The organism is Rhizobium grahamii (assembly GCF_009498215.1).
Taxonomy (GTDB): Bacteria; Pseudomonadota; Alphaproteobacteria; order Rhizobiales; family Rhizobiaceae; genus Rhizobium; species Rhizobium grahamii_A.
Genome location: NZ_CP043498.1, coordinates 2663910 through 2677237 on the forward strand (window position 1 = coordinate 2663910; position 13328 = coordinate 2677237).

Sequence of the window (13328 nt, forward strand, 5' to 3'; positions counted from 1 at the left end):
GGAGCGCGCGAAAGAAAAGCCCGCTCAGCGCATACTGAGCGGGCTAGATAAGCGTTTAGAACGAATGGTTTATACTTTGGGCTTCTCGACATGGCCGCCGAAGCCGGCACGCATGGCCGAAAGGACCTTGTTGGCGAATTCGTCGTTGTCGCGGGACGAGAAGCGACCATAGAGAGCCGCGCTCAGAACCGGGGTCGGCACGCTCTCGTCGATCGCCGCCATGATCGTCCAGCGGCCCTCGCCGGAATCGGACACGCGGCCAGCATATTTGGCTAGGCCGGGGTCTACGTGCAACGCATCCGACGTCAGATCGAGCAGCCAGGACGTGATCACGCTACCGCGCCGCCATACCTCTGCGACGTCCTGCAGATTGAAGTCGTAGCGGTAGTACTCGGGATGCGCCAGCGGAGCGGTCTCGGCGTCTGCTTCCTGCGAGCCGGAGCCGATATTCGCATGCTTCAGAATGTTGAACCCTTCTGCATAAGCCGCCATCAGCCCGTATTCGATGCCGTTGTGGACCATCTTGACGAAATGGCCGGCGCCGTGAGGACCGCAATGCAGGTATCCCTTCTCCGCGGTGCTCGTGGGCTGCGCATCCCTGTTCGCCGATGGAGGGACATCGCCCTCGCCCGGCGCGAGCGACGCGAAGATCGGCGACAGCGACTGCACGATGCCCTTTTCGCCACCGATCATCAGGCAATATCCACGCTCGAGGCCGAACACGCCGCCGCTGGTTCCGACGTCGACGTAGTGAATGCCCTTCGTGATCAGCTCCGCACCGCGCCTGATGTCGTCGTGGTAGTAGGAGTTGCCGCCGTCGATGATGATGTCGTCGTCGTGCAAGAGCGGCACGAGCTGGGCAATCACCTTGTCCGTTATCGCCGCCGGCAGCATCAGCCACACCGCGCGCGGACGCGAAAGCTTGGAAACAAACTCTTCCAGCGAAGCGCTGCCAAGCGCGCCCCTGCCAACGAGATCGGCCACATTTTCGGGCTTGGCGTCGTAAACGACGCACTCATGGCCGTCGCGCATCAAACGCTGGACCATGTAGTTGCCCATCCGGCCCAAACCCACCATGCCAAGCTGCATCTCAAATCTCCTGAGCATTTAATCGATATGATCGCCGAAATTAGCACTCGCAGTGCAGCAAGCAAGCGAAGTCTCCGTCACATTCGAGCGATTTCATCGTCGCACCAGTGATCACTCAGCTTTCCGGAGCAAGTACGACACGTCCGCTTGTCGCATCAGCGAGGATCACCGCGATATCGGCGGCGCTGGCCTGTGGCACGGTCAAGACGAGCGCAGCACCTGACTCGACGAATGTTTCCTGAACGATGCGCACAGCCGGGAAAGCGGCCAATTTCGCCTTCACCAGCGCAAGATCGGAGAACTGGACTGTGATGGCGGCATCGAGCGTCGGGATCAATTCGACGATCGGGGCGGCGCGCAGGCAGGCAGCCGCCGTTCCGCCGTAGGCACGGATCAGCCCGCCGGTCCCGAGCAGCACGCCCCCGAACCAGCGGGTCACCACCACCGCTACGTTATCCAGCGATTGACCATCAATGGCTTGAAGAATGGGCTTGCCGGCCGTTCCGCTCGGCTCGCCGTCGTCGCTGAAACGATAGGCTTGCCCGATACGCCAGGCCCAGCAATTGTGGTTTGCGCCGAGATCGCTGTGGCTTGCCAGGAAATCCTTGGCCGCTTGCTCGGACGCGACCGGCGCCGCGATCGCGCGGAAGCGGCTCTTCTTGACGATCTGCTCTAAGCTTTCGACACGTTCCAATGCAAACATGCCGATTGGCATATCGCCGCGATGGACTGCGGCGCAAGAAAAACTGTCACCACAAACGAAAACGCCCGCTGATGATCAGCGGGCATTTTCGAGAAGATCATAAGATCCGCTGCGACCGATTAGCGGCCCACAGCTTCGCGTGCAACGCGGTGGATGTCCGAACGATCGATACCGAGGTCGTGGAGTTCGCGGTTCGACATACGGCCAAGTTCAGAAATGGTCTGACGGAACTTCCGCCAGTTATTGAAAGAGCGTGCTACGTTCATGGTAATCCCCTTTCCTAGGGCTTGTCGGTTTCGGCTGCCAGTCCATGGCGCCGTTGTTCATCTGTTGAAGCGAATATAAGCGGATGCCGTTGCTCGTAACAGCGCCAAGATGGCAACCCATCAATGCGCAAAATGCATAGCTTATTACTGCATGATTAATTTCTAGGCGAAACAGCACGGACCGCGGCAGGCTTTCGTCAACGGAGCTCAACCATTGGGCGCCCGAGCTGCTTGTTAAACAAGCCTTAACCAAACGCCTGAATCACCGGCGAGCTGGCGAAAGGATGCTCGACCACAGGGCAACCGACAGCAGCCGCGCGAAATAGTCCGCGAATTGCGGAGAGCGCATAGCTGGATTGCGCGCGGATGAGATCCATCGGACCCGCCACTGCAAAGACTGAAAAAGAGAAAAGTGCGATCCGCGGCAACCGATGGAGGTTTACGATCCTGGGTGCCTACAAACGTAGGTGGGCGCCATATGTCCAAGCCCACGGGCCTGGTCAGGGACAGCTCCCTTTGGATCGAGTATGGCCCCAGGGATTGTGGTTCCTGTCGCGAGGCGCAGATCGCAGTCTCTATATAAGGCTGATCGTTGGGGTACGCCAGAGGCTCCGGAGCGGCGCTCTCGAATTATTATCTAGTTCAGTTCGGCCGAAGCCCGACCGTTCAGTTTGTCTGTGATCCCTCGGATATGACCGGTCATCTCGACGATCGCGGCCGCGACACTCTCCTCGGTCCGGGCCGTCGCGGCAAGAACATTATCGCGATTGCCGCGCAGAGCCTCGAGTTCGGACTCGAGATTGGCGACACGTCGCGTCAGTTCGGAAATTTCATCCATGACCATGATGCCGGCCATGACGGTGATCCGGAGGTCTCCGATCTCGCCGAACTGGCTCTTGAGGTGCCCGACGTAACGGTCGAAGCGGGTCGCGAGATCCGTCAGGTGATCCTCTTGACCTTCCTCGCAGGCCATCCGGTAGGCCTTGCCGTCGATCGTTACCGTTACCTGCGCCATTCCTATTTCCCTGCTAGCGGTCGAGGACCGCGCGGATCGTTTCCATCGCCGTCACCAGCCGCCGCGAAACCTCGCGGTTGACCTCTTCCAGCCGGTTCGCCCGAAACTCCGCCTGATCGAGCTCTTGTGCGAGCTTTGAACGATCGGCATGCACGCGACGGACTTCGCTTTCGATCTCGCCACTCTCGCGCTGGCGCTCAAAACGACCGTCGACAGCGTTTTCGAGGCCGGAAACAGCCTGTCGCAGCTCTTTCAAGGCTGCTTCGATGATAGTGCCTGTAGGCGTCATGTCTTTATCGGTTCCCCGTTCAAGACTGGCGAATCGGACTGCGGCGCCGACCCAATTTTTTGAAGAGGATATGCAGCTAGCCAACTGCGCGTCAACAAAAGTGGCACCCATCCATGCAGCCATTCTGTGGATGACGCAGCCGACATTCAGACTACGCCAATTTTACACTTTTGTAAAAATAAGTGGTCAAATGTTAAAAATCGTCGCACCCTCGCCCAAACTGGCCTGCAATTTATTGACTTGGGCGATCCAACTGCTATGTGTCACCCGCTCTCATTGATGGTCTCCACAAGGCTTGAGGCCATCCCCCGACACCGGAACCCGTGGAACAGCCATGACCTCTCCTGAACAAAACGACCGGATGGCAAATGCGATCCGCTTCCTCGCCATGGATGCAGTCGAAAAGGCCAATTCCGGCCATCCGGGCATGCCGATGGGCATGGCCGACGTGGCAACGGTTCTCTTTACGAAATATCTGAAGTTCGATCCGAAGAAGCCGCATTGGCCGAACCGCGACCGCTTCGTTCTTTCGGCCGGCCACGGCTCGATGCTGCTCTATTCGCTGCTTTATTTGACCGGTTACCCGGACATGACGGTCGAGGACCTCAAGCAGTTCCGCCAGCTCGGCTCGAAGACCGCCGGCCATCCGGAATACGGTCACGCGACCGGCATCGAAACCACGACCGGCCCGCTCGGTCAGGGCATTGCCAATGCCGTCGGCATGGCCATCGCCGAGCGCAAGCTGCGCGAAGAGTTCGGCGCCGACCTTCAGGACCACTACACCTATGTCATCAACGGCGACGGCTGCTTGATGGAAGGCATCAGCCATGAAGCGATCGCCCTTGCCGGTCACCTCAAGCTCAACAAGCTGATCCTCTTCTGGGACAACAACTCGATCACCATCGACGGCGCCGTCTCGCTGTCTGACTCGACCGACCAGATCGCCCGCTTCAAGGCCGTTCACTGGAACACGATCGAGATCGACGGCCACGACCAGGCTGCCATCGCGGCCGCCATCGAAGCAGCCCACAAGTCCGACCGCCCGACCTTCATCGCCTGCAAGACGATCATCGGCTTTGGCGCTCCGAACAAGCAGGGCACCCATAAGGTTCACGGTAACCCGCTCGGTGCGGAAGAAATCGCCGCGACCCGCAAGGCATTGAACTGGGAATACGAGCCTTTCGTCGTTCCGTCGGACGTCCTGGACGCATGGCGCGCAGCCGGCAGCCGCTCGGTCGAGCTGGTCAAGGCGTGGGAAGACGGTCTCGCCAAGTCCGAACACAAGGCCGAATTCAGCCGCCGCTTCGCTGGCGACCTGCCGGAAGGCTTCGATGCCGCGATCAGCGAACTGAAGAAGAAGATCGTCGAGACCAAGCCGACCGTCGCGACCCGCAAGGCGTCCGAGGATGTGCTTGAAGTCATCAACGGTCTGCTGCCCGAAACGCTCGGCGGCTCCGCCGACCTGACGCCTTCGAACAACACCAAGACCAGCCAGATGGTCTCGATCACGCCGACGGATTTCTCCGGCCGCTACATGCACTGGGGTATCCGCGAGCACGGCATGGCCTCTGCCATGAACGGTATTTCGCTGCACGGCGGCCTGATCCCCTACGGCGGCGGCTTCATGATCTTCTCGGATTATTGCCGTCCGCCGATCCGCCTCGCCGCGCTCATGGGCATCCGAGTCGTCCACGTCCTGACGCATGACTCGATCGGCGTCGGCGAAGACGGCCCGACCCACCAGCCGGTCGAACAGATCCCGAGCCTGCGCGCTGTTCCGAACCTTCTGGTCTTCCGTCCGGCAGACGTTACCGAGACGGCGGAAGCGTGGCAGATCGCGCTGAAGACGAAGAACCGCCCGACCGCTCTGGCGTTGACGCGTCAGAACCTGACGACGGTTCGTACCGAATATTCGGAAGAGAACCTGACGACGAAGGGCGCCTACACGCTGGCCGGCAAGGCCGGCGCCAAGGTCACGATATTCGCATCGGGCTCTGAAGTCGAACTCGCTGTTGCTGCCCGCGCCACACTGGAAGCCAAGGGCGTTTCTGTCCGTGTCGTTTCCGTGCCGTGCACCGAACTGTTCTTCGAACAGCCGGAAAGCTACCGCAAGGAAGTGCTGGGCAACTCGCCGGTCAAGATCGCCGTCGAAGCCGCCGTCCGCGAAGGCTGGGATGCGTTCATCGGTCCTGAGGGCACCTTCATCGGCATGAAGAGCTTCGGCGCTTCCGGCCCGGCCAAGGAGGTCTTCAAGCATTTCGGCATCACCGCAGACGCCGTCGTCGCTGCTGCAGAAGCAAAGCTCTGAGTTTCAAGGAGAGCGCTCCGTCGCTCTCCATTTCAATCCGCAAGCCCCATCTCTAGGGAGTGAATGCACATGACTGTAAAGGTTGCCATCAACGGCTTCGGCCGCATCGGCCGCAACGTTCTCCGCGCCATCGTCGAATCCGGCCGCACCGACATCGAAGTCGTCGCGATCAACGACCTCGGCCCGGTCGAGACCAACGCCCACCTGCTGCGCTACGACTCCATTCACGGCAAGTTCCCGGCCGAAGTGAAGGTCGAAGGCGACACCATCACCGTTGGCGGCGGCAAGCCGATCAAGGTCACCGCGATCAAGGATCCCGCCACGCTTCCCCACAAGGAATTCGGCGTCGACATCGCGATGGAATGCACCGGCATCTTCACCTCGCGTGAAAAGGCCGCCCTGCACCTGACGGCAGGCGCCAAGCGCGTCATCGTTTCGGCTCCTGCCGACGGTGCCGACCTGACCGTCGTTTTCGGCGTCAACCACGACCAGCTCACCAAGGAGCACCTGGTCATCTCCAACGCATCCTGCACGACGAACTGCCTCGTGCCGGTCGTGAAGGTTCTCGATGACGCGGTCGGCATCGACCACGGCTTCATGACCACGATCCACTCCTACACCGGTGACCAGCCGACGCTCGACACCATGCACAAGGACCTGTACCGCGCCCGCGCTGCAGCGCTCTCCATGATCCCGACCTCGACCGGCGCTGCCAAGGCTGTCGGCCTGGTTCTGCCGCACCTGAAGGGCAAGCTCGACGGCACGTCGATCCGCGTTCCGACCCCGAACGTCTCGGTCGTCGACTTCAAGTTCGTTGCCAAGAAGGCCACCTCGGTTGCCGAAATCAACGAAGCCATCAAGGCTGCTTCCAACGGCAAGCTCAAGGGCATCCTCGGCTACACCGATGAGCCGCTGGTTTCGCGCGACTTCAACCACGACAGCCACTCCTCGATCTTCGCCACCGACCAGACCAAGGTCATGGAAGGCAACTTCGTGCGCGTCCTGTCCTGGTACGACAACGAATGGGGCTTCTCCAGCCGCATGTCCGACACGGCCGTCGCTTTCGCCAAGACCATCTAAGGCTCTCGCGAACAAGCTTATCGGAGGCGGCTCGGGAAACCGGGCCGCTTTTATTTTTGACGTCATCACGATGTCTCAGGCATTGGCGATAAGGCTGGCATCGGACTGCCGATCGCCGTACTGTCGCAGCCACTCACCAGCGAAAGAAAATATCATGGACTATTTCACCATCGAGGTTGCCGGCAAGGCCATCGCATCCTTCCGCGCCCACAACGACGAGGAAGCCCGCCACTTTCTGGAGGCCGAGGATTTCCGCGAGGACCTCACCATCCTGCAGACGGAAGGCGGCCCGGTCTGGGACGGCAAGGCGGCCCTCACTATGCGCAAGGCGTCTGCGGAAGAGGCCAGCGAAGTCGAACACGCCTATGAACTCGACGACGATCCCTCGCGCACGATTGACGACGAATTCGTCGTTTTCCTGATCCCGATCGCCGAACTGGCCGACGGAGAAGACGGTGACGAAGAGGCCTGAGGCCTAACCGCGCTCGCTGCCGCGCAAGCAATGTGCAAGAAAAAGACAGGGCAGCATGTTTTGCCCTGCTCTCGCCCGATTTCGATTTACACTTTGAGACGGTTCGCCCCCCGACCCGTTTATCCGATTTGCCGTTTCAGGCAGACCACTCAGCAGCATGACGCCGCAGCAGCGCAGGGTAGCCCTTTAGGTCTGTCCTTCGCGTTGATCTTGCCGTTTAATGGTGAGATCGGATCCCGATCAGGAGCGACGCGAGACATTTTTTAAGACACGGCTGCAATCGGCGGGAGGCAGTTTTGCAGACGTGGTATTTTGCATAGGGGATCGTCATGGAAGCATTCTATATCGTCGTACTCGTCTCGACGGCGCTCGTGCTTCTGGCCGCCTTCTCCAGCCTGCTCGCCTTCCGCTTCGGCGCCCCCCTGCTGCTGCTCTTCCTCGGCATCGGCCTGCTTGCCGGCAGTGACGGCCTCGGCATCGAATTCACCAACAATTACCTCGCCTATATCCTCGGTTCGATCGCGCTCGCCATCATCCTCTTCGATTCCGGCTTTGGGACGCCCGTCCAGGCCTTCAAGCTCGCAGCCGTCCCGTCGATCACGCTCGCCTCCGTCGGGGTGCTGATGACAGCGGCGCTGTTTGCAGTCGCCGCCATGTGGCTGCTCCATTTCACCTGGCTCGAAGGCATGCTGCTCGGCTCGATCGTCGCCTCGACGGATGCGGCCGCCGTCTTCTTCCTGCTTCGCATCGGCGGCATCAACATCCGCGACAAGGTGCGCTCAACGCTGGAAGTCGAATCCGGCACCAACGACCCGATGGCGATCTTCCTGACCATCGCGCTCGTCGAGGTGCTGGCGTCGGGCGAGCGCTATCACGGCATCAATGTTGGCATGCTCGCCATGTTCGTCCAGCAGATGGGCCTCGGCGTGATCTTGGGCCTGCTCGGCGGCATGATGATCGTACTGATCGTCGGCCGCCTCGAGACAGATCGCGGCCTCACCCCGATCTTCGTGCTGGCGCTGGCGCTGCTCGTCTTTTCGTTCACCGGCGCTGTCGGCGGCAGCGGCTTCCTCGCGGTCTACGTCGCCGGCATCTATGCCGGAAACCGCAAGCTGCCGGGCTACGCCTCGATCAAGCGCTTCCAGGACGGCATGACCTGGCTGGCGCAGATCATCATGTTCCTGGTGCTCGGCCTGCTCGCCACGCCCTCGCAATTCGGCGAGATCGCCATCCCGCGGTGCTGCTTGCACTCTTCCTGATCTTCATCGCCCGCCCGCTGGCGATCTGGCTGTCGCTGCTGCCCTATGACTACACGCAGCGGGAAATCGGCTTCGTCGCCTGGGTTGGCCTTCGCGGTGCCGTCTCGATCCTGCTTGCCATCATGCCGATTCTCGGCGGCCTGCCGAACGGCCAGATCTACTTCAACACGGCCTTCATCATCGTCCTCGTGTCGCTTCTGGTCCAGGGCTGGACCATCAAGCCCGTTGCCAAGAAGCTCGGCCTGATCATCCCGCCGCGCATCGGCGCCGTCGACAAGGTGGAAGTCGATCTCCCGGGCGCCGCCAACCACGAGCTTCTGTCCTATCGCGTCGTCAAGGATAGCCCGGTGTTGCGGGGCGAGCGTATCCCGCGCTGGGCCACGCCGTCGCTTGTCATCCGCGACGGCAAGTCGATGCGCTACCAGTACGCCGGGCGGCTTCGCGAAAACGATCTGGTCTATCTGTTCGTTGTCCCCTCCTATTCCAGGCTGCTTGACAAGCTCTTTGCCAGCCGCGTTCCGGTCGATGAAGACGATGCGGATTTCTTCGGCGCCTTCGCGCTATCGCCGGCCCGGCCCGCAGCCGATCTCGACGCCGCTTATGGCCCCGGCCTGCTGAACGAATCCGAAAAGGGACTGACGATCGCAGAACTGATGAAACATCGTCTGGGCGGCAAGACCGAGTATGCCGATCGCGTCCGTCTCGGCTCGATCATTCTTATCGTCCGCGATCTCGACGACCAGGATCACGTCACGTCCGTCGGCATGTCGCTCGAGGCTGTCGAACCCGCCACGACCCTGCCGATCTTCCTCAATCTGCGCGACCTGATGGACCGTCTTCGCGAGCGTTTGAGGGGCCGCAGGGATCGTGAAGCGGCAGCCGCAGCAGCGCATGCCAAGGGCGATGAAAACCCGCACTGACCGCCTTGCGTCTCCGGTCATCCTTGCTATGGTCCCCGCATCTTTTGGGCAATAACGAACGGACTTCTCCATGCCTTCCTTCAAGACCCTCGACGACCTCACAGACATTGCCGGAAAGCGCGTTCTCGTTCGCGTTGACCTCAACGTTCCGGTCAAAGACGGCAAAGTGACTGACACGACGCGCATCGAGCGTGTTGCCCCGACGATCCTCGAACTCTCGAAGAAGGGTGCAAAGGTCATCCTGCTCGCGCACTTCGGCCGCCCGAAGGATGGTCCGTCGCCGGATCTCTCGCTGTCGCTGATCGCTCCGTCCGTCGAAGCCGTTCTCGACCATCCTGTCGCAACGGCGAGCAACGCCGTCGGCGACGCAGCAGCCGCAGCCGTCGCCTCGATGAAGAACGGCGACATCCTGCTTCTTGAAAACACCCGCTTCCACAAGGGCGAGGAAAAGAACGAGCCCGATTTCGTCAAGGCGCTGGCCGCCAACGGCGATCTCTACGTCAACGACGCCTTCTCCGCCGCGCACCGTGCCCACGCGTCGACGGAAGGCCTCGCCCACCATCTGCCGGCCTATGCGGGCCGCACCATGCAGGCTGAGCTGGAAGCGCTGGAAAGCGGCCTCGGCAATCCGGCACGGCCCGTCGTTGCCATCGTTGGCGGCGCCAAGGTTTCGACCAAGATCGACCTGCTGATGAACTTGGTGAAGAAGGTCGATGCGCTCGTCATCGGTGGCGGCATGGCCAACACTTTCATTGCCGCACGCGGTACCAACGTCGGCAAGTCGCTCTGCGAGCACGACCTCGCTGAAACCGCCAAGCAGATCATGATCGAAGCCGCAACGGCTGGCTGCGCCATCATTCTCCCGGAAGACGGCGTCGTCGCCCGCGAGTTCAAGGCAAATGCCGAGAACGAGATTGTGCCGATCGACGCGATCCCTGAGGATGCCATGATCCTCGACGTCGGTCCGAAGTCGGTCGAAGCGATCAAGGCTTGGATTGAACGCGCCAACACGCTCGTCTGGAACGGCCCGCTGGGCGCTTTCGAAATCGCGCCCTTCGACAAGGCGACCGTTGCAGCGGCACAGTACGCTGCAGAGCGGACCAAGGCCGGCAAGCTCACCTCCGTCGCCGGTGGCGGCGATACGGTCTCGGCGCTGAACCACGCCGGCGTGGCCGACGATTTTAGCTATGTATCGACCGCTGGTGGTGCGTTCCTGGAATGGATGGAAGGCAAAGTCCTCCCGGGCGTCGCGGTTCTCAGCAAGGCGAAGTAATTCGGCTAACCGAATTTAACAAATTTTACATGGAGATAGACCGCGTGGCGCGAGCCTCGCGGTCTTTTGCTTTCCATCAGAGCATTTGCCCAAACATTCAAACGATTTAAATAATTTCAAACGTTTCAATGAATTTTCGCGCCATTTTAGTCGCTACGGACTTCTGCTATGGCCGACCTATATTTATCAAAACGCAGTTTTTTTCATGATGTGGAAAGCGCACTATGAGCGAAGATCTTCGCAGCATGTCGATCCGCTGATTGATCGATTGGGCGTTGCCGACCGGTTTTAAATAGAAGAAAATCCGCGCTTGATGGGCGGTTTCAGGGAAGGAGTGACCTATGGTGGACGCGAAGATGTTGAACAAGATCAGCTCGGCGCCGGGATTCATTGCAGCGCTGGATCAGAGCGGTGGTTCGACACCCGGAGCGTTGCGCCTGTATGGCATTCCCGACAACGAATACCAGGGTGACGAGGAAATGTTCCGCTTGATGCACGCCATGCGTGTCCGCATCATGAGCGCGCCCGCCTTTACCGGCGAAAAGATCATCGCTGCCATCCTGTTCGAGCGCACCATGGACGGCGAGGTCGATGGCCAGGCGGTTCCCTCCTATCTCTGGGAAAAGCGCGGCATCGTGCCACTTCTCAAGGTCGACAAGGGCCTCCTTCCCGAAGAGAACGGCGTACAGGTGCTGAAGCCGATGCCCGATCTGGACACGCTGCTGGCGCGCGGCCGCGACAAGGGAATTTTCGGCACCAAGATGCGCTCGGTGATCGCTAACGCCGACAGAACCGGCATTGCAGCCGTGGTAAAACAGCAGTTCGAGGTGGCACGCCAGATCATCGGCAATGGCCTCGTTCCGATCGTCGAGCCTGAAGTGTCCATCAAGAGCCCGACGAAGGCCGAGGCCGAGGACATTCTTCGCGACGAGATCGCAAAGCAGCTCGACCTGCTTCCGGCAGGGGAAACCGTGGTGCTGAAACTGACGCTCCCGACGGTCGCCGATCACTACGCTCCTCTGATCGCCCACAAATCGGTAGTACGGGTCGTCGCCCTTTCCGGTGGCTACAGCCGCGCCGACGCCTGCGAGAAGCTCAGCCACAACCATGGCATGATCGCAAGCTTCTCGCGCGCACTGACGGAAAACCTGCGCGTCACGATGAGCAACGCGGAGTTCGACACCAGCCTGGCCGAAACGATCGATGAGATCTACGCCGCCAGCGTCAACAAGGCCTGACGCGTTTAAGGTCGGGGCCGAGAGAGGGTTGTGTCTCGACGCGCCCGGCGAGCCCCGACTTTCACCCCGTCATCCTCGGCCTTGTGCCGAGGATTTGACCACGCCAGCAAAATCAATCGGTTGCAGATCTCCGGATAAGCCGGCGGGCGGCGAGCGATCGCCAAGGCATCGCACCAGCCCTGCTGCCGACAGTTCGGAAAACCGTCCGAAGATTGTCACCGGCACAAATTTGCGCCTATCGGCAGGCGCCGCCGCGCGCCAGTATGGCGTCCATAGCACCCTGCCGGAGACCCCATGAAAACCGTCGCCTTCACCACCGTCGATGTCTTCACCACCACCCGCTTCGAAGGCAATCCGCTGGCCGTGATGACGGATGCCCGCGGGCTGAGCGACGCGGACATGCAGAACATCGCTGCCGAATTCGGTTACTCCGAGGTTACCTTCGTGCTGCCGCCGGAAGACCCGGAAAATACGGCCCGCGTCCGCATCTTCACGCCAACCATGGAAGTTCCCTTCGCCGGGCACCCCAATGTCGGAACGGCCTATGTGCTCGGCCAGCAAGGCGAGATCTTCGGGCGTCCGATCGGCGATCGCCTGCAATTCGAGGAGAAGGCGGGCCTCGTGGAGGTCGATCTGAAGCGTGACGGCGACAGGGTTCTCTCTGCGTCCATTCGCGCGCCGAGGCCACTCGTCGTCGGCAACGCGATACCGAAGGAGACCGTCGCCCGCTGCATCGCAATCGAGCCGGGTGACATCCGCTTGGCCAAGCACGAGCCCGTAGTCGCATCGGTTGGCCTGAGCTTCGTCTTTGCCGAGCTTGCTGACCTCGACGCCCTGGGCCGCGCACGTCCGAACCTTGCCTATTTCCAGGATGCAGCCAGCCCGACCGTCGAGGGCAACCATGACTTCTCGCTGTTCGTCTATGTCCGATCTGACGATGCCCCCTGGTCGATCCGCGCACGCATGTTCGCGCCGCTCGACAACGTGCCCGAGGATCCGGCAACCGGCAGCGCCTCGGCCGCCCTCGGCGCCTACCTGGTGTCCCTCGAGCCGGAAGCGAATATGAGGGTGTCGCTGACCATAGAGCAAGGCGTTGAAATGGGACGTCGCAGCATCATCGGCATCGACGCCACCAAGGTGGATGGCGTGGTGACAGAGGTGACGATCTCGGGGAGCTGCGCACCGGTCATGCGCGGCGAAATCACCTACTAGACGAACAGGTCCCGGCCGAGCAGGGCGATCGCCCAGATCGCGAAAGCGATCAGCGCGATCCTCCAGAAATCCATGCGTCGCCGCAGCCCGGGAACGCCCAGCGGCTTGATCAGCTGAATCGCCATCGCCAGAATGAGCAGCAGAGCGATCAGCTTCGTCATGTCTTTATTTTTCCATCTTTTCTTAATGTCACAGGACGGACAT

The 13328-nt window shown here is 60.8% G+C and carries 12 protein-coding genes, 1 other RNA gene and 1 pseudogene; 7 read left to right on the forward strand and 7 right to left on the reverse strand.

The window, feature by feature from the left end; translation table 11 throughout:
- Positions 1-69: 69 nt before the first annotated feature.
- The 6 genes from gnd to FZ934_RS12905 all read right to left on the reverse strand — a co-directional run bounded on the left by gnd (position 70) and on the right by FZ934_RS12905 (position 3362).
- Entirely contained in the window at positions 70-1089 is a 1020-nt protein-coding gene (gene gnd / locus FZ934_RS12880) for a phosphogluconate dehydrogenase (NAD(+)-dependent, decarboxylating) (protein WP_153271384.1), read from the reverse strand.
- A 115-nt stretch (positions 1090-1204) separates the two neighbouring features.
- The gene (locus FZ934_RS12885; protein WP_153271385.1) at positions 1205-1792 is read right to left on the reverse strand and encodes an IMPACT family protein; all 588 of its coding nucleotides are present in this window, start codon (positions 1790-1792) and stop codon (positions 1205-1207) included.
- A 119-nt stretch (positions 1793-1911) separates the two neighbouring features.
- Entirely contained in the window at positions 1912-2058 is a 147-nt protein-coding gene (locus FZ934_RS12890; RefSeq protein WP_153271386.1) for a DUF1127 domain-containing protein, read from the reverse strand.
- 412 nt (positions 2059-2470) lie between these two features.
- A non-coding RNA gene (ssrS, locus tag FZ934_RS12895) (6S RNA) lies at positions 2471-2629 on the reverse strand.
- Between the two features lie 66 nt (positions 2630-2695).
- Positions 2696-3073 (reverse strand): cell division protein ZapA, encoded by a 378-nt coding sequence (locus tag FZ934_RS12900; RefSeq protein WP_153271387.1) that lies wholly within the window; start codon positions 3071-3073, stop codon positions 2696-2698.
- Between the two features lie 13 nt (positions 3074-3086).
- The gene (locus FZ934_RS12905) at positions 3087-3362 is read right to left on the reverse strand and encodes a DUF4164 domain-containing protein (protein WP_153271388.1); all 276 of its coding nucleotides are present in this window, start codon (positions 3360-3362) and stop codon (positions 3087-3089) included.
- Between the two features lie 334 nt (positions 3363-3696).
- On the opposite strand from FZ934_RS12905, the gene tkt reads away from it, so the two are divergent.
- The 7 genes and pseudogenes from tkt (at position 3697) to FZ934_RS12940 (ending at position 13124) form a co-directional block, all read left to right on the forward strand.
- Positions 3697-5670, forward strand: a complete 1974-nt coding sequence (gene tkt, locus FZ934_RS12910; protein ID WP_153271389.1) for a transketolase — start codon at positions 3697-3699, stop codon at positions 5668-5670.
- A gap of 69 nt (positions 5671-5739) precedes the next feature.
- Positions 5740-6750: a type I glyceraldehyde-3-phosphate dehydrogenase gene (gap, locus tag FZ934_RS12915; RefSeq protein ID WP_153271390.1), complete on the forward strand. Its 1011-nt coding sequence runs from the start codon at positions 5740-5742 to the stop codon at positions 6748-6750.
- A 154-nt stretch (positions 6751-6904) separates the two neighbouring features.
- The gene (locus FZ934_RS12920) at positions 6905-7222 is read left to right on the forward strand and encodes a hypothetical protein (RefSeq protein ID WP_153271391.1); all 318 of its coding nucleotides are present in this window, start codon (positions 6905-6907) and stop codon (positions 7220-7222) included.
- 329 nt (positions 7223-7551) lie between these two features.
- A pseudogene (locus FZ934_RS12925) lies at positions 7552-9401 on the forward strand (potassium/proton antiporter).
- 70 nt (positions 9402-9471) lie between these two features.
- The gene (locus FZ934_RS12930) at positions 9472-10674 is read left to right on the forward strand and encodes a phosphoglycerate kinase (RefSeq protein WP_153271392.1); all 1203 of its coding nucleotides are present in this window, start codon (positions 9472-9474) and stop codon (positions 10672-10674) included.
- A gap of 341 nt (positions 10675-11015) precedes the next feature.
- Positions 11016-11912, forward strand: a complete 897-nt coding sequence (locus FZ934_RS12935) for a fructose bisphosphate aldolase (protein ID WP_153271393.1) — start codon at positions 11016-11018, stop codon at positions 11910-11912.
- A 294-nt stretch (positions 11913-12206) separates the two neighbouring features.
- Positions 12207-13124 (forward strand): PhzF family phenazine biosynthesis protein, encoded by a 918-nt coding sequence (locus tag FZ934_RS12940; protein ID WP_153271394.1) that lies wholly within the window; start codon positions 12207-12209, stop codon positions 13122-13124.
- Here the strand turns inward: FZ934_RS12940 and FZ934_RS27820 are convergent.
- Positions 13121-13285, reverse strand: a complete 165-nt coding sequence (locus tag FZ934_RS27820; RefSeq protein WP_194273710.1) for a hypothetical protein — start codon at positions 13283-13285, stop codon at positions 13121-13123. The two genes, FZ934_RS12940 and FZ934_RS27820, sit on opposite strands and share 4 nt — an antisense overlap.
- Between the last annotated feature and the right edge of the window lie 43 nt (positions 13286-13328).

What these genes read in the sequence shown, in the direction of transcription:
- gnd (WP_153271384.1), bottom strand. Translation starts at nt 1,089, where the DNA reads ATGCAGCTTGGCATGGTGGGTTTGGGCCGGATGGGCAACTACATGGTC.
- FZ934_RS12885 (WP_153271385.1), bottom strand. Translation starts at nt 1,792, where the DNA reads ATGTTTGCATTGGAACGTGTCGAAAGCTTAGAGCAGATCGTCAAGAAG.
- FZ934_RS12890 (WP_153271386.1), bottom strand. Translation starts at nt 2,058, where the DNA reads ATGAACGTAGCACGCTCTTTCAATAACTGGCGGAAGTTCCGTCAGACC.
- FZ934_RS12900 (WP_153271387.1), bottom strand. Translation starts at nt 3,073, where the DNA reads ATGGCGCAGGTAACGGTAACGATCGACGGCAAGGCCTACCGGATGGCC.
- FZ934_RS12905 (WP_153271388.1), bottom strand. Translation starts at nt 3,362, where the DNA reads ATGACGCCTACAGGCACTATCATCGAAGCAGCCTTGAAAGAGCTGCGA.
- tkt (WP_153271389.1), top strand. Translation starts at nt 3,697, where the DNA reads ATGACCTCTCCTGAACAAAACGACCGGATGGCAAATGCGATCCGCTTC.
- gap (WP_153271390.1), top strand. Translation starts at nt 5,740, where the DNA reads ATGACTGTAAAGGTTGCCATCAACGGCTTCGGCCGCATCGGCCGCAAC.
- FZ934_RS12920 (WP_153271391.1), top strand. Translation starts at nt 6,905, where the DNA reads ATGGACTATTTCACCATCGAGGTTGCCGGCAAGGCCATCGCATCCTTC.
- FZ934_RS12930 (WP_153271392.1), top strand. Translation starts at nt 9,472, where the DNA reads ATGCCTTCCTTCAAGACCCTCGACGACCTCACAGACATTGCCGGAAAG.
- FZ934_RS12935 (WP_153271393.1), top strand. Translation starts at nt 11,016, where the DNA reads ATGGTGGACGCGAAGATGTTGAACAAGATCAGCTCGGCGCCGGGATTC.
- FZ934_RS12940 (WP_153271394.1), top strand. Translation starts at nt 12,207, where the DNA reads ATGAAAACCGTCGCCTTCACCACCGTCGATGTCTTCACCACCACCCGC.
- FZ934_RS27820 (WP_194273710.1), bottom strand. Translation starts at nt 13,285, where the DNA reads ATGACGAAGCTGATCGCTCTGCTGCTCATTCTGGCGATGGCGATTCAG.